Genomic DNA, 18,354 nt, shown 5'->3' with positions numbered 1-18,354 from the left:
TACAATTGTCGGGACGATCGAATCTCCGCGCTCTTAAACCACGACCGCATCGTGTTTTTTTCGGTATGAAATCCAGATACCATAGGGCCGTGCTCCGCCTAATGAATACGTTCTCCGGCAAAATCGAGCCTTTTGAGCCGCTCGTGGCCGGAAAAGTCACGATGTACGTGTGCGGTCCGACCGTGTACGACCACGCGCATATCGGCCATGGCCGCGCCTATATTTCGTACGACGCAATCGTTCGTTACCTTCGGTTTTCCGGCCTTTCGGTTCGATATGTTCGGAACATTACGGACGTCGACGACAAGATCATTCGGAAATCAAACGAGGAGAAACTCCCTTTCGGTGCCGTGGCGTCGAGGTACACGAAATCTTTTCACGAGGACATGGCCGCGCTCGGATTGCTTGAACCGGACGAAGAGCCGTTGGCGTCGGAGACGATGCCCGAAATTATCGGCATGGTTGAAAAACTGGTGAAGAAAGGCAAGGCGTATGCGGCGGGCGGCGATGTTTATTTCTCGATTCCATCGTTCGAAGCGTACGGAAAGCTCTCGAAAAAGGATGTCGAGGACTTAGAAGCCGGCGCTCGTGTGGAGCCGGGCGAGCACAAAAAGGATCCCCTCGATTTCGCCCTCTGGAAGGGAGCCAAACCGGGTGAGCCCTCCTGGCCGTCCCCTTGGGGCGCCGGAAGACCGGGCTGGCACATCGAATGCTCGGCGATGGCGGAAAAATTACTGGGGGAGTCGATCGACATTCACGCGGGCGGGCGGGACCTGATTTTCCCGCACCACGAAAACGAAATCGCTCAGTCGGAATCCGCACATGGAAAGCCGTTTGCGAAATACTGGCTTCACAACGGGTTCGTGAATCTGAACAAAGAAAAGATGTCGAAGTCGTTGGGAAATATCGTCACGCTCAAGAGTTTATTGGCCAAGTACCATCCCGAAGCGTTGCGCCTCTACCTGTTGTCGAGCCATTACCGTTCGCCCATCGATTTTTTCGACGGTGCGGTCGAAGAAGCGGCGAAGGGATTGGATCGAATGTACCGCGTGCTGCTTGCGATACCCGAAGACGTTCGGGAAGGTTCTTCCGCCGAGAAATATGCCCGGCCGTTCCGGGAAGCAATGGATGACGATTTCAATACGGCGAAAGCGATTGCCGTGCTTTTCGACGCCGTAAAGGAAGCCAATCGGCTCCAGCAGAAAGCGGAAACCGTGGCGGAAGCCATGGCTCTCCGGGCCACGGTGATTCGCCTGGCCAACGTCCTGGGACTCCTGCAGGACGACCCGCAATCGTACTTCCAGTCGATTCCCGGGAAGGCGGATTTTGATCGTCCCCAGATCGAATCGCTCATCGCCCAGCGGGCCGAAGCCAGGCGGACGAAGGACTTTCAACGCGCCGACCGAATTCGAGATGAACTTAAGGCGCTGCGCGTGATTGTGGAAGACAGTCCGGAAGGCACGACCTGGCGGATATCGGACACTAAGTGACGCCAAAGAAGTTGAATAACGGGAACAGCCCTTTTCGGCTTACCACCGATTTCGTGCCGAAAGGGGATCAGCCGGAAGCGATTGATTCGCTGGTGGCCGGTCTCGGTGAGAACAAACCGTATCAAGTTCTTCTCGGAGTGACCGGTTCCGGCAAGACGTTCACCGTGGCGAACATGATCGCTCAGACGGGGAAGCCCGCTCTGATCATCGCTCCGAACAAAACGCTGGCGGCGCAACTCTACAACGAATTCCGGAATTTTTTCCCGGAGAACGCCGTCGAATATTTCGTCAGCTACTACGACTATTATCAGCCTGAAGCCTACGTTCCGACGACCGACACGTATATTGAGAAAGACGCCCGAATCAACGATGAAATCGACAAGATGCGCCACTCGGCGACGAGGTCCGTTCTCACGCGGCCCGACACGATCGTCGTCGCGTCCGTATCCTGCATCTACAACTTGGGCAGTCCCGAGGAGTACAAGGCACAATTGGTTTCGATGAACGTCGGCGAGGAGATGGAACGGGACGCCCTTCTTCGCAGCCTGGTCGACGTTCAGTACCAGCGAAACGACTATGAATTCACGCGGAGCACGTTCCGTGTACGGGGCGATGTCGTGGAGATCTTTCCGTCGCACGAAGAGAAACGGGCCCTCCGGATTTCCTTTTTCGGCGATGAAATCGAGAAAATAAGGGAATTCGATCCGCTGACCGGCCAGTCAATTCGCGAATTGCCGAGTGCGGCGGTCTATCCCGGAACTCACTACGTGACCCCAAAAGACAAGCTCCGGCGGGCCATTCAGAGTATCCAAGACGAGTTGCGCGGGCGATTGCAGGAGCTTCGAAGCTTAAACAAATTGCTCGAGGCCCAGCGTCTGGAGCAGCGCACGCTGTTCGATATCGAAATGATGGAGGAAATGGGCTTTTGTTCGGGAATTGAAAATTACACCCGGCATCTGACCGGGGCTGCCGCCGGCGAGCGGCCGCCGACGCTCCTGGATTATTTCCCCAAAGATTTCGTTTGCGTCATCGACGAAAGCCACGTCACCATCCCTCAGATCGGCGGAATGTTTCGAGGGGACCGCAGCCGCAAGAGCACATTGGTGGAATACGGTTTTCGCCTCCCCTCCGCCCTGGACAATCGCCCGATGACGTTTGAAGAGTTCGAGGCATTTCCCAAGAGGACCGTGTTCGTATCGGCGACGCCCGGACCCTATGAACTGAAGAGCACGAAAGGGGAGGTGATTGAGCAAATTATCCGACCGACCGGACTTACGGATCCGGAACTCGAAGTCCGCCCGGCCACGCAACAAGTGGACGATTTGTTGGGTGAGATACGCAAACGGGTCGAGCGAAATGAACGGGTTCTGGTGACGACGCTCACCAAGCGAATGGCGGAGGATCTGACGGACTATTATCGGGAACTGAACGTGAAAGTGGAATATCTCCACTCCGACGTCGATACGCTCGAGCGGGTGGAGATTCTTCGCGACCTGCGCCTCGGGAAATTCGACGTGTTGGTCGGCATCAACTTATTGCGCGAGGGGCTCGATCTTCCGGAGGTTTCTCTTGTGGCTATTTTGGATGCCGACAAAGAAGGTTTTCTCCGGTCCATCACTTCGTTAATCCAGACCTTCGGCCGGGCGTCTCGAAACGTCCGTGGGCGGGTGATCATGTACGGGGATCAGGTCACGCAATCGATGCAAAAAGCGATCCACGAAACGCAACGACGGCGCGAGATACAGGCTCGCTACAACCAAGAGAACAACATTACGCCGGCGACGATCGAGCGGATAATACATTCGCCGATGGCGGCCGTGTATGAGGCCGACTACGTGGATTTCGCGAAAGCCGCCGAGCCATCCGAGGAATATATTCCCCTTGAAAATGTCACGTCGATGGTGGAAAAGCTCCGTAAAGAGATGTTTAAGGCCGCCCAGAACTTGGAATTCGAACAGGCTGCCGAGCTTCGAGACAAGATTTTGCGCCTTCAAAAGCGCTCCGTGATGACGGGATGATGCCGACATGACGGCGTCAAAAGATCGTCGACGATCCAAACGAATCAAACACCGGATGGTGGTCCGCTTCGAAGTGGGCGGAGTAAGTCAGCGTGGAGTGATTCTCGATCTCTCGGAAGTAGGGCTCTTTGTTCAATCCGATCGAATCTTAAGCCTGGGATCGGAGCTGTCACTGACGGTGGGTTCCGGAAAGCAGGTCGTCAGCGTTCAGGGGACGGTCGTCTGGAGCCTCTCCAAACGGATCGACGACGGTGTGGAATGTCCCGGGGGGATGGGAATCTCCCTGGCTGCGGCCTCCGCCGAATATCTCCAGCTCGTGCATCGGTTGCGCTCGCAGGCGGCCGAAGCTCATCGACCGAGTGAGGAGCGTTTCGACGTGTATCACCGGGTTTCGTTCGAATCCCAAGGGGCATTTCTCACCGAATACATCCAAAATCTGAGCCGAGGCGGGATGTATTTAGCAACGGAAACCCATTTGAAGCCCAACACACCGATCCGCGCCAAACTCGAAATTCCCGGCGTGCCGGACCCCATCGAAGTCACGGGACGAATCGCTTATCTGATGAGTGCGCAAAAGGCGCTGGAAGTGGGACGGGCGCCCGGGGTTGGCGTGCAGTTCGTCGATCTGGTCCCCGAGGCTAAAGCGGCGATTGAACAATACCTTCACCGACTGGAAGTCCACCGCTGCACGCCTGAACGGCGACAGGTGAAGGAAATTCCGTTCTCCGGATCGCTGGGACATTACTTGGTTCCCGAGATTCTCTTGGACCTCCATCGTAAGCGGGCCACCGGATTGCTCCGCCTGGAATTTCGGGAATTGAAGACGTCCGTTTATCTGAAACAGGGTCAGCCCATCTTTGTCGAATCGAACGGCCGCACCGATAAGCTCGGATATTATCTTGTTCAGAAGGAGAAAATCTCCCTGGACGCTTGGGAGGCGTCGATGCGTGAGGTCGGGGAAAGTGACCTGCGCTACGGAGAAGTGCTGATCAAGAACGGCTGGATCGATGGCGCGGCCTTGGCCGAAGCGCTGATCGAACATCATGAGGAGAAACTGATCCACACGTTTCCCTGGTTCGACGGCAAGTTCATGTTCTCCACGGTCACCGAATGGCCCGCTTCGATCTCGATTTTTCCTCTTCGGACGTTCCATATCCTCTTTTCCGGGATTCGCCGCTGGTACGATCCGCCCCTGATTCGCTCCTGGATGGGCCTGGCGCCGGAGAGTCGGATCCGCCGCGTGAGTTCGCCCTCCGCGGATGCTCCTATACCGCCGCGCGTTCTTCGACTTCTTCGTTTAATCGCCGAATCGCGATCGTTGTTGGAAATCAGCGCTGAATTTAAAGAGTCGGTCGATCTTCTGCTCCCGGATATTTTCGCTCTGATCCTGGCGGGATGGGCGGCGCTGGACTTCGCGCAACCTACAAAGGAAACCGCGGCCCGTGTATCAAGAAAACAGGCCGCCGCCCCCGCTTTAAGCGAGCAGGCGATGGAGACGCTCAAGCGGCGGATACGAGAGGATCACAAGCGCCTTCGATCTCTCGATTTTTACGAGATTCTCGGCGTTCGTCCGACGGCTAATGAGGCCGAGCTTATGCGGGCTTATGTGGCGTGCACGGCGCCCTATTCCTCCACTTTGATCGAAAATTTGGAAGATCCCGAGGCGTGCGAACAGGCCGCCCAAATCGCCTCCTGGATTCGCTTAGCCTATGACACGCTCAGGGATCCCGGTTTACGCCAGATCTATGCCCGCCGAGGCAGCAAACCGTCAGGGGCGGGCCGGGACTCGCAGATTGATATCGAGCGATATCTTCTGCGCGGCGTTCAAACACTGGAACAGGGGAAAGTGAAAGAGGCCGTACGCCTTCTCGAGGCCGCGCTCAAACAGTATCCGGACGATTCGAGTCTTCGAGGGTATCTCGCATGGGCGCTCTTTACGAAGGATCCGAAGGAACACCTGCAGCGCGCCTCTGAACTACTGGAAGATGCGATCCAACACGAGCCCGCCGATCCTCACTTACGATACTTTCGGGGAGAGATTTTTGCTTATCTCGGCAATTGGTCACGGGCGGAGAAGTCGTACGCCCAGGCCGTTCGTCTTCACCCGAACTTCATTAAAGCCGCCGCGGCCCACGAGCGTGCCCGTGACCGGCGGATCGCCCAAGAACGCCCGGCTCGCGTGAGAGGATGAGCGTATGGCGGGCCACGTTCATTCCCCCATCACTTTCACAATCAGCCTCTTTTTCCGCCGGCCGTCGAACTCGGCGTAGTAAATCTGCTGCCAGGTGCCCAGGTCGAGTTCCCCTTTTGTAATCGGAACGATGACCTCATGTCCGATCAGCAAACTCTTCAAGTGGCTGTCCCCGTTGGTTTCCCCGGTCCGATGGTGGCGATAATTTTCACGAAACGGAGCCAGCTTCTCGACCCATTCGTCGATGTCGGCGATTAAACCGTCTTCCGCGTCATTGACGTAAACACCCGCCGTGATGTGCATCGCGGAAACGAGGACGAACCCCTCGTGCACGCCGCTTTTCCGGACGATCTCCTCGACCGGGTCCGTGATTCGGATGTATTCGCGGTGCTTCTTGGTATGAAAATAAAGGTACTCGGTCAGCGTTTTCATGCCGCGGATGCGCAGCCGCGGGAGTCGACACCGTTCGCCCGGTCGAGGCCGCTCAGAAAGTTCCAGAGCGCCTCCGAAGCCGTTCTTGCGGCCTCCAAGGCTTGCTCTTTTTCCACGTCGGACAATCGATCGATCGCTTCGCGAGCGGTCGCGGAATGCCATTGATCCGCTTCTTGATGGACGGCGAAAAACTTGAGTCCGCGGGCGTTTTCGACGCCGTAGAATTTCTCCAGACCTGAGATTTTCTGTTGGGCGATGTCCGGGACCTGCGATTCGTAGGCGTAAAGCGCACCCAGGCCGGATGCGAAGCTCTCGCGTGTCAGCCGTCTGAACGTTTCGACCAATTCATGGGATTCAGCGATCGGCGAGGTCCGGTTCACTTCTTCGCGCGTTGCGCCCACAGCCTCGGCGAATCGAAGCCAAAGTTCCGGATGATTTTCCTCCCCCCGTTCTTCCTCGATCAAATTCTCGAGCAGCGCCTGTCGTTGTTTGATGTCCTCGCATCGCGAATGAACGGCGGACACGTACGTGGGGAACGCCAAGACGTGCGGATAATAGTTCGCTGCATATGCGCGAAGTTCATTCATCGTCAGTCGCCCGTCCACCCATCTTTGGTAGAAGGGGTGTTTCAGGAGATGTCGCTTCGAGATGACTTTGTCCAAGGGGTGCATAGGAATCCTCCGGAAAATTTAAGCGGAAACTCTAGGTCAGGCGTTTCGATTTATCAACGAAAGTTAAATTTCCCTGATCCCCATCAGGATTTCCGGCTTGGCATATGAGAAACTCACGTCAACCATAAGAACCAGAGAGGGCGCGTGGAAGAAAGACCGGCAATCCTAGCCATCGAGCCATGCTGCGGGAAGGGGAAGGCCGCGTGCGACTTTCTTCACTTAAGCGATCAATTTCTCCTTTACGGGGCTTCTTCGCTGGCCGAGGGTCTCAAGCTCCTTCAGGAGCGTTCGATCGATCTCATCATCCTAGACCTCATGATCTCCGACAACGAAGGACTGGACACCTTCCTGCGTGTCAAGAGAGAAGCCCCTCACATGCCGGTCATCATCGTTACAACCCTCGAAGATGAATCGGTCGCTATGGAGGCCGTGAAGCAAGGAGCGCAAGATTACCTGCTCAAACAGGAAGTGGATACGGAGCACCTTTCGCGCTCCATCCGTTACGCGATAGCGCGGAATCGCCTTCTCCTGGAAGTTGATTTTCTGCGCGAGCAAGAGCACTACCTCGCGACGCATGACAAATTGACCAATCTTCCGAACCGCTACCTCTTCGGGGAATATCTGGAAAAGGCGGTGGCCAACGCCGGGCGCTCGGGATCCAAATTGGCCGTTCTATTCATCGATCTCGACGGTTTCAAGCAGATCAACGATCAGTGGGGGCATGCCGCCGGGGACCATGTTCTTCAGTCGGTTGCGGAGCGCCTGAAAGAAGCCGTACGTCACAGCGATGTGGTCGGACGGGTAGGTGGCGACGAATTTATCGCGATGTTGTGCAATATTGAAAACAGATCCGATGCCGGACGCGTCGCTCGCGAGATGCTTCGCGCCGTGCGGCATGCCGTGCTGTTCTGCGGGCGCAGAATGGTCGTCGACATCAGCATCGGGATTTCGATCTGCCCCGGCGACGGCCGACGACTCGATGATTTGATATCGAAGGCCGATATGGCGATGTACAAGGCCAAGAAGCGGAAAGGGCGCCATGTGCAGTTTTACGTTCCGCCGAGGCTTCCCCGCGTAAGAGAAGTTCAAGAGCCGACCGAGTCCCCGGAGACGGTTCCGTTTGAAAGCCCAAGGCGCACGCCACTCCGTCGAGTGCATTGACCCCGCCGGTTCGCCGTCGTTCAGTCTTTTCTCCAGCCGGTGATCCCATCGTCTGGTGCACCGGAACGCCGCAGAGCAGATCGAGCGGGCCCCCCAATCACCGGGCGTCTATCTTCTCAAGGGCGCCGAGGAAAACGTCCTCTATGTGGGAAAAGCCAAACGTCTGCGGGACCGGCTCAAAGCATACGTCGTTCCGGGCCGCGATGAGCGCCCATCGGTTCAAATCCTCGTCCCGCAAGTCGAAACGGTCGAATGGCTTCTGACCGACAACGAGAAAGAGGCCCTCCTTCTTGAAAACAGCCTCATCAAGACGCATCGGCCGCGATACAACATCCTGCTTCGCGACGACAAGTCGTACGCGAGTCTCCGGCTGACGAGGCACGCCTTTCCAAGATTGTTCGTCACGCGAAAGATCGTGCGCGACGGAAGCGAGTACTTCGGGCCCTATTCGTCCGTCGCGGATCTTCGCCAGACGCTGAAGTTGATTCAGAAACTTTTTCAGATTCGGGACTGTTCCGATTCGTTTTTTGACCGCCGTACCCGTCCGTGTCTCCAGCACCAGATCCGCCGGTGCACGGCCCCGTGCGTGAAATGGGTTCGCGAGGATCAATACGCCGGGCAGATCCAACAGGCGAAGCTCTTTTTAGCGGGCGACAAGCTGACCCTCATCGAACGCTTGAAGTCGGAAATGACCGCCGCGTCGACCGACCAGCTTTACGAAGAGGCGGCGCAGCTTCGCGATCGGATGTTGGCCGTGGAAGGGACGTTGGAGCCGCAAAAAGTGGAATCGCGGAAGGACGAACGGGACGCCGACGCGATTGGTCTGGCCGGGGATGAGGACGCCACGCTCGTGAAGATCTTGAAGATCCGGCGCGGGCGGCTGATTTCCGCGGATGAGTTTTTCGTGAACGAACCGATTTCGTCCGCTCCGGAAATTACACGGGCGTTTCTTCAACAATATTATTTATCCGATTTTCCGGGGCATGAAATTCCCCCGCAACTTCTGGTTCAACACTCCGTATCGGACGCCGCGATCTTTGAGAGTCTTTTGGCCGACCGGTGCGGAAGAATGGTGAAGATCCTCCAGCCTCAGCGGGGAACGGCGCACCGGCTGCTCCTCCTCTCGGAGCGAAACGCCGTTTCCTCTCTGGCCGAACGGAAACGACGGAGCGAACGGAATGTAAAGCTTCTCGAGAATCTTCAGCGAAAACTTCATTTGCCGCGACTGCCGAAACGGATCGAAGGTTACGACATTTCCAATTTCCATGGGGCACAGCCGGTCGGTTCACGGGTGACATTTATCGACGGGGAGGCCGACAAGACGAAGTATCGCCATTACGGCATCCGGACCGTCAAGGGGTCCAACGATTTTGCGATGCTGCACGAAATGTTCGAACGCCGTTTCCGGACGATGTCGGAGGACGACCGCCCCGATTTAGTTCTGGTGGACGGTGGAAAAGGACAGCTTCGCCAGATCGTCGAAGTCGCCCGTGACCTCGGAATTTCGGATTTGAGCCTCGCGTCGCTCGCCAAGGAAAAGGAGCTGCGCTCCCGCAGCGGTCGGAAATACGCTCCCGAACGAGTTTTTCTCCCGGGCCAAAAAAATCCGCTCATCTTCGCGCCGTCGGATCCACTCCTTCATCTTCTCCAACGGGTTCGAGACGAGGCCCACCGGTTCGGAATTACGCATCACCGAAAAGCGCGAAACAAGGCCACGTTGCAGTCGATTCTCTCCCGGATACCCGGTGTAGGCCCGAAACGGCAAAGAGCGCTCTTAAAATCCTTGGGTAGCTTGGAACGTATTCAAGCCGCGTCGATCGAAGAGATCTCCGCTGTAAAGGGAATGACGGCGCCCGCGGCCCGGATGCTGTTCGATTTTTTCCATCGGGTCGAAGATGCCTCCGAAGAATGATTTTCTTTCCCGCCTGCCGATTCTTCCGTATTGCGTGTCGTATGCGTTCGGCATTGTGCTGAGCGATCGAATCGGCGGAACGTGGATCCTGATTGCGGTGTTTGTTTTGTTACTGCTCGGGATAGGTGCGTGGTTCTTAAAGAGGAGTCTCGTTACAACCTTTCTCCTTGTATTTGTGGCGATGTTGATCGGCGCCGAGCGCGCTCATAACCAAAATGTCGTTCGATACGCACCGGGTTCTTCCGCGCCTCCCCAAGCCACCGAGGCCCAAATCTACGACGCGACCGTGGAAAGTTATCCGGAGCGTTCCGAGGCCGGATACCGCTTTCGCGCTTTGGTTCACTCATGGCAGAACGATGGAAATTGGGAGCCGTTGGAAATTCACGCGCTCCTTTCGATGCGAGGCTTTGAAACTCCCGAACGGGGAGAGTCCTTTCGTTTCCGGGCGAGGTTGCGGACGCCTCGAAATTTCGGAAACGACCGGGAATTTGATTTCGAGCGATACGCGCGGACTCGGTCGATCGGGGCCGTCGGCGCGATTGCGGATGATCAGCGATGGGTACCGATGGCGACATCGATGCCGCCGCTTTGGAAAATGCTGAATTGGCTTCGTTGGCAGGCGAGTGAGCGAGCCGATTTCTTTTTAAGCCACTCCAATGCGGCGCTCTTCAAGAGTTTGGTTCTCGGCGATCGAGGAGATATCTCAAAGGGTCTCGAACGGGCCTTCCGAGGAGCGGGAATTCTCCACATCTTGGTGGTCTCCGGATTTCAAGTGGCGTTGATGGCGGCGGTCGGGTCGCTCTTGGCGGGGTTTCTTTGGAGCCGTTCGGTGTTCCTCGTTTCGCGAGTGCCGATTTGGTTTCCGCGAGCGATGGGGGGCGCCATCGGAGCCGTGGTCTTTTGTCTTTTGACCGATCTCCCCGTTCCGACGGTGCGTTCCCTTGCAGCCGTTCTTCTGGGCGGCCTGCTCCTTTTGTTCGGGCGTTCGCGCGATCCTTTCGCGATATGGTTGGCTGCGGCGTTCGGCGTTCTCTTGGTCTCCCCCCTTTATCTGTTCGATGTCTCGGCGCAGCTTTCGTTTTTGGCCGTTCTCGGCATTCTGTTGGGCGTTGCGCTATTCCCGGCTCCGCCAAAGAAAAAACCGGACCCGCTCCATCGAATCTTACTTGGGTGTCGTTCGCTCGGAATTGCGACGCTCGGAGCTATCTTCGCCACTCTTCCCGTCGTGCTTTATCATTTCGCACAGATCACGCTCTGGTCGCCGCTTGGGAATCTGATTTTCGTTCCCACGCTTGGAGGAATCGCGACGCCGCTCGGATTTTTGGCCATGTTTGTCTGCGGTCCGTTCCGCCCGCTAGGAGATTTTTTGATGTGCGTTCTCGGCGTCTGGCTGGATCTGTGGATCCCTTGGGTCGAACGAATCGGCTCTTGGCCCGCGTCCGATCTTTGGGTTCCTTATTTCTCCGAAGTTTCTTGTTTAGGTTATGCGGTTCTTTTCATTCTTGTTCTCGCGTGGAAAGGACAAAGGATTCAGTCGGCTTTCCTGAATACGGCGATGGCTCTGACCGGCGTTCTTCTTTCGCTTTATTCGCCGGTCGTCGACGGATGGCTTCGGCACAAAGGAGTCGACGAAATTCATGTCTTCCACGTGGGGCAGGGCGACGCCACGTTGATCCGTTCGCGTACGGGAAAAACAGTTCTGGTCGACGCCGGGCCGGGGGGAGGGCAAGACTTCGACGCCGGGGATCGCATCCTGGTTCCGTGGTTCCGGAAACACAACGTTCGAACGATTAGCCTCTTGGTTCTAACTCACGCCGACAGCGACCACATCGGCGGCGCAAAATCCGTCATCGAACAAGCGGACGTGAGAAAAATCTGGTTTGCCGGCTTCGCCGAGACGCCGGTGGTCCTGGAGTCGCGATCGGTGGCCTTGAAGCGGAACGTTCCTTGGGAAACGGTGGGCGCCGACACCGCCGCCGTTACGTTGGATGATGTCCGGGTCACGCCGATTCATCCGCCGAAGCGGGCAGATCATTTGAAGAGCGAAAACAACCGTTCGCTCATCGTTACCGTGGATATCGACGGGTACCGGGCGCTCATGGCGGCGGATTTGGAAGCCGACGGCGAGAGGGATCTGCTTCGGCGCAAGGTTCTGTCGCACGCCGATTTCCTTAAGGTGCCGCATCATGGGAGCCGAACCTCTTCGACCGATGGTTTTTTGGCCGTGGTGCATCCCTCCAACGCAATCATTACGGCGGGGTTCGGGAATCGATTTCATCATCCATCGCCGGAAGTCGTGGAGCGTCTGATGAAGTACGGCGCGCGCGTATGGCGAGGCGACGAGTGCGGTGAAATCATCACCCGGATCGGGAATGGACGCGCCGAGATGACCTCCGTCCGACCCTGCCGCAGGCCGACTCCATAGCGGGGTGGGGCATGCCAATTCCTTGATAGGACAAGGGTTTTTCACTTTGTCAACTATCAACTTGTGGTGCGTTCGCGATATAATCCCCTTTAATGGAGAAGTTCCTGCAGCTGCTCGGACCCTGCAATATCGACCCCGAAGATCTTGCCGATCTTCGGCGGGCTCTGTTGCTTTGCGAACGCGAAAAAACCCGAACCCGCGGAAGACGCTGCCTCGAACGTTTGGCGGAACGGGGCATACCGGCATTGCGCCCGCTGGCCCAGGCGGGTTTAGCCTCGAGCTCGTTTTGGGGGGGCGATCTCCGGGGCACGCTGTATTGGGCGAGACTCGCCGTCGCACAGTATCCGATGAGTCCGGCGGCCGTCTGGTGCTCGACGCTTCTGATTTCGGTTTACCGAACCCTCGGTATGCGCCGCGAGCGCTTCGACGCCGAACAAGAACGATTCCGAATCATGCGAAAAATCGCTTTTCAGAGCACGCTCGCGGGCGATCGAATTTATGCGCTTAGCGAACTGATGAAGGAACTTCAAGCGCGTGAGCTTCACGCCGACGCCGAGCGGTGCGCCGAAGAACTTCGGGACCTGATTCGTATTGCACGTCCCGAGTTTTCCGCGCCACCCCTATAGACCCTCGCGGGTACCCCAAAGACACAGAGCCATTCATTTTCATCGCACTTGACGGCCGCATTGCAGTTGATATTGATAAGCCGTATCAATAAAGGACGGTGATCCAAAATGCGGCGCTGGATGGATGATTTTGAAAGGTACCTCTCGGTTCAAGGGCTCCGGCACTCGAAAAGGCGGGAGCAGGTGGCGCGCGTGTTCTTTTCAATGTCGAAGCATGTGGGCATCGAGGAGCTGTACGGGGCCGTCCAGCGCGTCAATCCCAAGATCGGTATTGCCACTGTCTACCGCACACTCAATCTCTTGGTGGCGGCCAATTTGGCGGCGCGGCGTAACTTCGAAACCGGGGCGACGACGTACGAAAAAATTCCCAAAGAGCACCACGATCATTTGATTTGCACTTCCTGCGGCAAGATTGTGGAGTTCCAGAGGCCCGAAATCGAAAAGCTTCAGGATGAGGTGGCCGAACAGTACGGCTACGAACTTCGGTCCCACAAAATGGAGCTGTACGGCCTCTGTCAAAGTTGCGGGGCCAAAACCAAAAAAGGAGAGGAAAGGCATGCGACGGCGTAATTCAATCGGTTCGTTGGCGGCTTCTGCGATCGTTGTGATTTGCGGCAAAACTTGGGCGCAAGAGGTGGAGCCCCAAGTGACACCCACACCGTCCCCGATCAAGGCATCCACCCCTTCGACGACCACCGGGGGGCTTTATTCCAAACCCTTTGTCGTGAAGTTCGGAAAGGGTTCTTTTCTCGGCGGTTATTTCGACACGCAGTTTTTCAATACGTTTGACACCGGTTCGGACAAGACGTTTTTCGATCAGACTCGTTTTGTGCCGTTCATTTTCGGGGAGATCCACCCCCGGTTGCATCTTTCCGCCGAAATTGAATTCGAACATGGCGGCTTCGTCGCGGGAGACCCGACGGAAGAGACGGACGGGGAAATCAAGGTCGAATTTGTCACGCTCGATTTTCGAATGACGGATTGGCTGAATTTCCGTGGCGGTTTGATTCTCGACCCTCTCGGCCGGTTCAACCTGGTTCACGACGGTCCGATCAATGAATTGACCGATCGGCCGTTGGTCGATCGATATGTCATTCCGACGACATTGTCCGAGGCGGGGGTCGGTTTTTTCGGGAGTTTCTATCCGACGGAAGAAGCGGCCATGAGCTACGAGATTTATGTCGTCAACGGCTTTGACGGCGATACGGTGAACGCCGCCGGAACGGATCTTCGGGAAGGCCGCGGCGGAGCCGGTTCGGACAACAACCGGGACAAGAGCATGGTGTCGCGTGTCGCCTACAGCCCTTTTCTCGGTTTGGAGGTCGGCGGTTCCGTCCATACCGGCGCATACAGCGACAATGGGGAGGACTGGCTGACGATTGGGGCGGTCGACGTGACGTATTCGCGCGGAGCGTTCGAACTTTTGGGGGAATACGCCAAAGCGTGGGTCGAAAAGGGAGTGAACCAACAGGGTCTGTACGGCCAGCTTCAATACAAATTCTTGCACGGGCTTTTCTCGGCGGTGCCCGACAGTCATTTCACGGGTGTCGTTCGATATGACTTGGCGACGGAGCGTTCCCAGCCCGCGGACACCTACACCGATCGTTTCACCGTCGGCCTCAATTTCCGGCCGATCGACGAGACCGTCTTCAAGATCGATTACGCGCTTTTCGGTGTCGCGGCGAACGAGAACGGGACGGGGCTGGACGAAGGGAGTCAATTGGCTTTTTCGTTCGCGACGTATTTTTGATGGGACAGTGGATCTTGTTTCTTGCGCTGACCCAGGTGTTTCTTGCGCCGCGAGTGATCGGCGCCGAGGCGGAGCCGACACCGACGGAGGAAGAGATCGGAAAGGAACAGATTCTTCTTACCGAGGACCAAGCATTGAAGGAGACCTTTCCCGAAGCCGCCCGGTTCGAAAACGACACGAAAGAGATTTCACCGGAAATTCGACGGAACGTAGAACAGAAGATCGGTCACCCGTTTGAAGAGCAGACGCTGGTTTTTCATCGGGCCGTCGACAAGAATGGCTCCCTGTTCGGGTACGGACTCGTGATGAACGAAAAAGGGAAGTACCGGCCGATCACGATCTTGGTCGCGATCACGCCGGAGTTGGCCGTGAAAGAAATAGCGGTAATGGTCTATCGCGAATCGCGCGGCGGCGAAGTCAGCCGTAAGCGGTTCTTGCGCCAGTTCGAGGGAAAGTCGCCGAACGATCCGATTCGGATTCATCGGGACATCATTCACATTTCGGGCGCGACGATCTCCTCGGATTCCGTCGCGGTGGCGACACGGCGCGCGCTGATATTCACCCGTGAGTTCTACGGACCGGTGAGGGTAATCCATCCATGAGTTCGATCTACGCTCAGAAATATCCCCGTCGCGACTTTTACTATTCGTATCTTCCGGCGAGTTCGCGGCTCTTGATCTCCTGTTTTTATCTGGCGATGGCGGCCGCCATCGCCCTCAGCGTTGTAATGTTTCATGCGAAAACGAGTTTCCAACCCAGCGTGGCGGCGGAATATGTGCGCGGGAATGAGAACGTGGAAAGGCCGGCCTCGCCGAAGATGCTTTTTCCGAAAACCAAAGAGGAATTAGGGGACGTCAGTCATCCTCACCTGTTCATTCAGGGAATCTTGCTGTTTATCTTGGCGCATCTTTTCACGCTTACGCGTCTCAAAGACCGCTCGAAAAGCATCGTGATCGTATCGGCGTTCGCGTCTTATCTCCTGGGGATTGCCGCGCCCTGGCTCGTCCGTTTTGTTCATCCCGGCCTTTCGTACGTTCAGATCGGAAACATGATCGTACTGACGTTTGCCCTGGGTTACATGATGGCCGTGCCTTTCCGGGAAATGTGGTGGCCCAAGGAGCCTGCGCGTCAATCCCAAAATGGGGAGAGTGGCGTTGTGAAACTGGCACAACATTCGCTGTGAATTACGGGGACAAGCGACTGGACCCGAATTGGTGGATACGAATTTGGGTTACGTCGTGTGTCCCCTTAATGGGTTGCCTTCGAGCCGAGCCGCCCTCCCTGGTGCGGGTCTGGCCGACGATGGGAACTTTTTTGCGCGTCGAAGTCGTCGGGCTCTCCGAGGTCGAGGCGCTTCGGGCGGTTCAAGAGGCGCATGCGGTGGTGGATCGTTGGGATCGTCTGATGAGCTTGTACAAGACGGACAGCGAGATCTCCGTCCTTAATCGCGAGGGTTTTAACCGGTGTGTTTCGGTGTCGGCCGAGACGCGGGAGATGATCGGTTTGGCGTTGAAGATCGCGAAGGAAACCGAAGGTGCTTTCGACCCGACGGCGGGCTCTTCACCGAAAGGGATTCATCGCGGGCACGAATCCGTTGAATCCGGCGAAAACTGTTTTCGGTTCCGCCGACGCGGAATCCGGATCGACTTGGGCGGAATCGCCAAGGGAGGGGCGCTGGAAAAAGCCCTGATTCCTCTACGAAAGTCGGGGGCGAGAGCCGCCTTGGTCGATTTGGGGGGAAATGCGGGCGTTTTCGGCGGGAGGCGGAGCGGTGAACGATGGAAATTCAACGTAGCGCTCCCTCCGCCCAGCGAGGCTCAACTTCCGCCCATACAGCTGCTGGAAGGTTACATTTCCACATCGAACCAAAGCGAGCGGCCGGGGCATATTCTCAACCCGGAAACGGGAAAATCGGTCCGAAACGACCTTCTTTCCGTTACGGTGCTGTCGATGGACGGTGCTCGTGGGGATGCGGCCTCCACGGCGCTATTCGTGATGGGAGCTCGGCGTGCGAAGGAATATCTCAAAGACCACACTGAAATCGGCGGTTGTCTGGTCAGGACTTCCGGGCCATCAGCTTCGCGCGAAGAGGATCGACTTTTCTGCCGTCCTTACGAAGCTCGAAATGTAAATGGGGCCCTGTCGTCCTCCCCGTCGTCCCGACTAAACCCAAAAGATCTCCCTGTTTTATTTTGGCCCCCTCTTTGACCAACGACTTGGCGAGGTGGCCGTAAAGCGTCTCGTAGCCGTCCTTGTGGTCGAGAATCACGACGTTTCCATACCCGCCCTTAGGGCCGACATACGTGACCCTTCCATCAAGAGCGGCTTTCACTTCCGAACGATCGTCGGCGGCGATGTCGATTCCGCCGTGAAATTTCAGGTCCTCGTTGAACGGATCGCGTCGAAGGCCGTAGCTCGACGTCACTTTCTCGATTTTCGGGATGTAAAGTGCGGCCGTCTTTTTGCCGGGAATCGATTTGATCGTCGGTTTGACCGGCTTCGGGGGAGGAGAGTCATCCACGACGTCGCTGTCGTTTTCGGGTCCGCCCTGGGGGAGCGGGTTAGATGGCCGAATGTTTTCGCGAGGAGGCGGAATTTCCGGCCCGGGTGTCGCGGGAATCACCTCCGCTTTGTCCTTCCCCGATTGGAACGCGAGAATCGTCAAGCCGATCGTCAAAATCGTGCTGACCGAAATAATGACGAGGAGAAGGATTTTAAGAAACGGAAAAGGCGGCCGTTTTCTCGGCCGAAGAGCGACGTGCACCGGCGCCGGTCGACCCTTAAAACTTTCGATGAGCCGAAAACGAAGATTTTTCGGGGGCTCCTCCGGAGTCTTGATGTTCACCTTGGGGGGAGGTGAATTCGGGAGTTCGGGCATCAAGGTTCGCGGCAGCGTCGGGTCATCCGGTGAAATGGCCGGCGGCGGAGCGTTGAACGCCTCGGTCGGTTCGTCCGTGGCGATGCTGCAAGGGATTCCCAAAGCGGAATGAGAGCCGTGGGGAGTCAGCTGAATGATCTGTTTGCAGTGGGGACAGGGCGTCCGAAACCGGTACCTCACGCGAAAGACGTTCTTGCATCGGGCGTATTCGATGCGCCCGACTTCCGTTACCGGTGTTTCAAAGCTCTGCCGGCAGCTTTCGCATTGAACGTTCATGACTTGGCTCCAAAAAGCTTTTCCAACAGGGAGTTACAGCAAGCCACGTACCACCAAACTGAAAGCTAAATGTTTGAAATTAAAAGAATAAGTATCCCTTTTTTGGGGCGAAAAGCGGCCGGTGAGGCACTCCTGTCCAGAGGTTTCTTTGTTTGACAGAGGGTGTTCAAACGCACCACAATGCCGGTAGGGATCGACAGCGACGTGCTATACTTTTCGAGATCCGAGCCCTTCAAAATCAACCCATTCAGAGGAGGTGACGCATGAGCGCAGAATTAGTGCGTTCCGATCACGATCGGGATCCAGTGGTCAGTGAACTTCTTGAGAAGAATGATGAATTCCGGAAACTCTTCAAAGACCACCGCTCCCTGGACGAGCAACTCGAGGAAATGGACCGGCGTCCGTACTTGACGCCCGAGGAACAGGTGGAGCGCAAACGGCTCCAAGTCATGAAACTGCATCGGAAGGATCGAATGGCGGAGATTCTTCGCCATCACGCCGTAAGGTAAATTTTCTGATCGCCC

15 protein-coding genes and 1 pseudogene are annotated in these 18,354 nt (G+C 56.6%); 13 read left to right on the top strand and 3 right to left on the bottom strand.

Going from position 1 to position 18,354, the window contains the following annotated elements:
• Positions 1–101: 101 nt before the first annotated feature.
• From cysS to VI895_13495, 3 genes are read left to right on the top strand one after another with little or no spacing between them, the layout of a single operon-like run.
• Positions 102–1,490 (top strand): cysteine--tRNA ligase, encoded by a 1,389-nt coding sequence (cysS, locus tag VI895_13505; GenBank protein ID HLG20815.1) that lies wholly within the window; start codon positions 102–104, stop codon positions 1,488–1,490.
• Entirely contained in the window at positions 1,487–3,508 is a 2,022-nt protein-coding gene (uvrB, locus tag VI895_13500) for an excinuclease ABC subunit UvrB (protein HLG20814.1), read from the top strand. Before cysS ends, uvrB begins: the two co-directional genes overlap by 4 nt.
• A gap of 7 nt (positions 3,509–3,515) precedes the next feature.
• The gene (locus VI895_13495; GenBank protein ID HLG20813.1) at positions 3,516–5,699 is read left to right on the top strand and encodes a PilZ domain-containing protein; all 2,184 of its coding nucleotides are present in this window, start codon (positions 3,516–3,518) and stop codon (positions 5,697–5,699) included.
• An 18-nt stretch (positions 5,700–5,717) separates the two neighbouring features.
• Here VI895_13495 and VI895_13490 read toward each other — a convergent pair whose 3' ends face one another.
• Complete coding sequence (locus VI895_13490; protein ID HLG20812.1) at positions 5,718–6,131, bottom strand: secondary thiamine-phosphate synthase enzyme YjbQ; 414 nt, start codon at positions 6,129–6,131, stop codon at positions 5,718–5,720.
• A complete protein-coding gene (locus tag VI895_13485) occupies positions 6,128–6,802 on the bottom strand; it encodes a CADD family putative folate metabolism protein (GenBank protein HLG20811.1) in 675 nt (224 codons plus the stop codon). Before VI895_13485 ends, VI895_13490 begins: the two co-directional genes overlap by 4 nt.
• A gap of 144 nt (positions 6,803–6,946) precedes the next feature.
• Here VI895_13485 and VI895_13480 point away from each other — a divergent pair, with 144 nt between their 5' ends.
• The 9 genes and pseudogenes from VI895_13480 (at position 6,947) to VI895_13440 (ending at position 16,701) form a co-directional block, all read left to right on the top strand.
• A complete protein-coding gene (locus VI895_13480) occupies positions 6,947–7,963 on the top strand; it encodes a GGDEF domain-containing response regulator (protein HLG20810.1) in 1,017 nt (338 codons plus the stop codon).
• Positions 7,964–8,018: 55 nt separating this feature from the next.
• A complete protein-coding gene (gene uvrC / locus VI895_13475; GenBank protein HLG20809.1) occupies positions 8,019–9,875 on the top strand; it encodes an excinuclease ABC subunit UvrC in 1,857 nt (618 codons plus the stop codon).
• Positions 9,859–12,300, top strand: a complete 2,442-nt coding sequence (locus VI895_13470; GenBank protein ID HLG20808.1) for a DNA internalization-related competence protein ComEC/Rec2 — start codon at positions 9,859–9,861, stop codon at positions 12,298–12,300. Before uvrC ends, VI895_13470 begins: the two co-directional genes overlap by 17 nt.
• Before the next feature lie 92 nt (positions 12,301–12,392).
• Positions 12,393–12,926: a hypothetical protein gene (locus tag VI895_13465; protein HLG20807.1), complete on the top strand. Its 534-nt coding sequence runs from the start codon at positions 12,393–12,395 to the stop codon at positions 12,924–12,926.
• Between the two features lie 108 nt (positions 12,927–13,034).
• Positions 13,035–13,496 (top strand): Fur family transcriptional regulator, encoded by a 462-nt coding sequence (locus tag VI895_13460; GenBank protein ID HLG20806.1) that lies wholly within the window; start codon positions 13,035–13,037, stop codon positions 13,494–13,496.
• Positions 13,483–14,676 carry a hypothetical protein gene (locus tag VI895_13455; protein HLG20805.1) on the top strand — a complete coding sequence of 398 codons (1,194 nt, stop codon included), beginning with the start codon at positions 13,483–13,485 and terminating at the stop codon, positions 14,674–14,676. The genes VI895_13460 and VI895_13455 overlap by 14 nt, the downstream gene beginning before the upstream one ends.
• Entirely contained in the window at positions 14,676–15,278 is a 603-nt protein-coding gene (locus tag VI895_13450; protein ID HLG20804.1) for an FMN-binding protein, read from the top strand. Before VI895_13455 ends, VI895_13450 begins: the two co-directional genes overlap by 1 nt.
• Positions 15,275–15,859 (top strand): hypothetical protein, encoded by a 585-nt coding sequence (locus tag VI895_13445; GenBank protein HLG20803.1) that lies wholly within the window; start codon positions 15,275–15,277, stop codon positions 15,857–15,859. The genes VI895_13450 and VI895_13445 overlap by 4 nt, the downstream gene beginning before the upstream one ends.
• Before the next feature lie 68 nt (positions 15,860–15,927).
• Positions 15,928–16,701: pseudogene (locus tag VI895_13440) on the top strand (FAD:protein FMN transferase).
• A 31-nt stretch (positions 16,702–16,732) separates the two neighbouring features.
• Here VI895_13440 and VI895_13435 read toward each other — a convergent pair.
• Positions 16,733–17,830: a M23 family metallopeptidase gene (locus VI895_13435; GenBank protein HLG20802.1), complete on the bottom strand. Its 1,098-nt coding sequence runs from the start codon at positions 17,828–17,830 to the stop codon at positions 16,733–16,735.
• Positions 17,831–18,093: 263 nt separating this feature from the next.
• On the opposite strand from VI895_13435, the gene VI895_13430 reads away from it, so the two are divergent.
• The gene (locus VI895_13430; GenBank protein ID HLG20801.1) at positions 18,094–18,339 is read left to right on the top strand and encodes a YdcH family protein; all 246 of its coding nucleotides are present in this window, start codon (positions 18,094–18,096) and stop codon (positions 18,337–18,339) included.
• Positions 18,340–18,354: the final 15 nt, after the last annotated feature.

It is taken from the genome of Bdellovibrionota bacterium, assembly GCA_035292885.1.
Lineage (GTDB): Bacteria > Bdellovibrionota_G > JALEGL01 > JALEGL01 > DATDPG01 > DATDPG01.
This window is presented reverse-complemented; position numbering and strand designations above follow the sequence as displayed.

Coding starts and splice junctions, on each gene's coding strand:
- cysS (HLG20815.1), top strand. CDS start 102: ATGAATACGTTCTCCGGCAAAATCGAGCCTTTTGAGCCGCTCGTGGCC.
- VI895_13495 (HLG20813.1), top strand. CDS start 3,516: ATGACGGCGTCAAAAGATCGTCGACGATCCAAACGAATCAAACACCGG.
- VI895_13490 (HLG20812.1), bottom strand. CDS start 6,131: ATGAAAACGCTGACCGAGTACCTTTATTTTCATACCAAGAAGCACCGC.
- VI895_13485 (HLG20811.1), bottom strand. CDS start 6,802: ATGCACCCCTTGGACAAAGTCATCTCGAAGCGACATCTCCTGAAACAC.
- VI895_13470 (HLG20808.1), top strand. CDS start 9,859: ATGCCTCCGAAGAATGATTTTCTTTCCCGCCTGCCGATTCTTCCGTAT.
- VI895_13465 (HLG20807.1), top strand. CDS start 12,393: ATGGAGAAGTTCCTGCAGCTGCTCGGACCCTGCAATATCGACCCCGAA.
- VI895_13460 (HLG20806.1), top strand. CDS start 13,035: ATGCGGCGCTGGATGGATGATTTTGAAAGGTACCTCTCGGTTCAAGGG.
- VI895_13455 (HLG20805.1), top strand. CDS start 13,483: ATGCGACGGCGTAATTCAATCGGTTCGTTGGCGGCTTCTGCGATCGTT.
- VI895_13450 (HLG20804.1), top strand. CDS start 14,676: ATGGGACAGTGGATCTTGTTTCTTGCGCTGACCCAGGTGTTTCTTGCG.
- VI895_13445 (HLG20803.1), top strand. CDS start 15,275: ATGAGTTCGATCTACGCTCAGAAATATCCCCGTCGCGACTTTTACTAT.
- VI895_13435 (HLG20802.1), bottom strand. CDS start 17,830: ATGAACGTTCAATGCGAAAGCTGCCGGCAGAGCTTTGAAACACCGGTA.
- VI895_13430 (HLG20801.1), top strand. CDS start 18,094: ATGAGCGCAGAATTAGTGCGTTCCGATCACGATCGGGATCCAGTGGTC.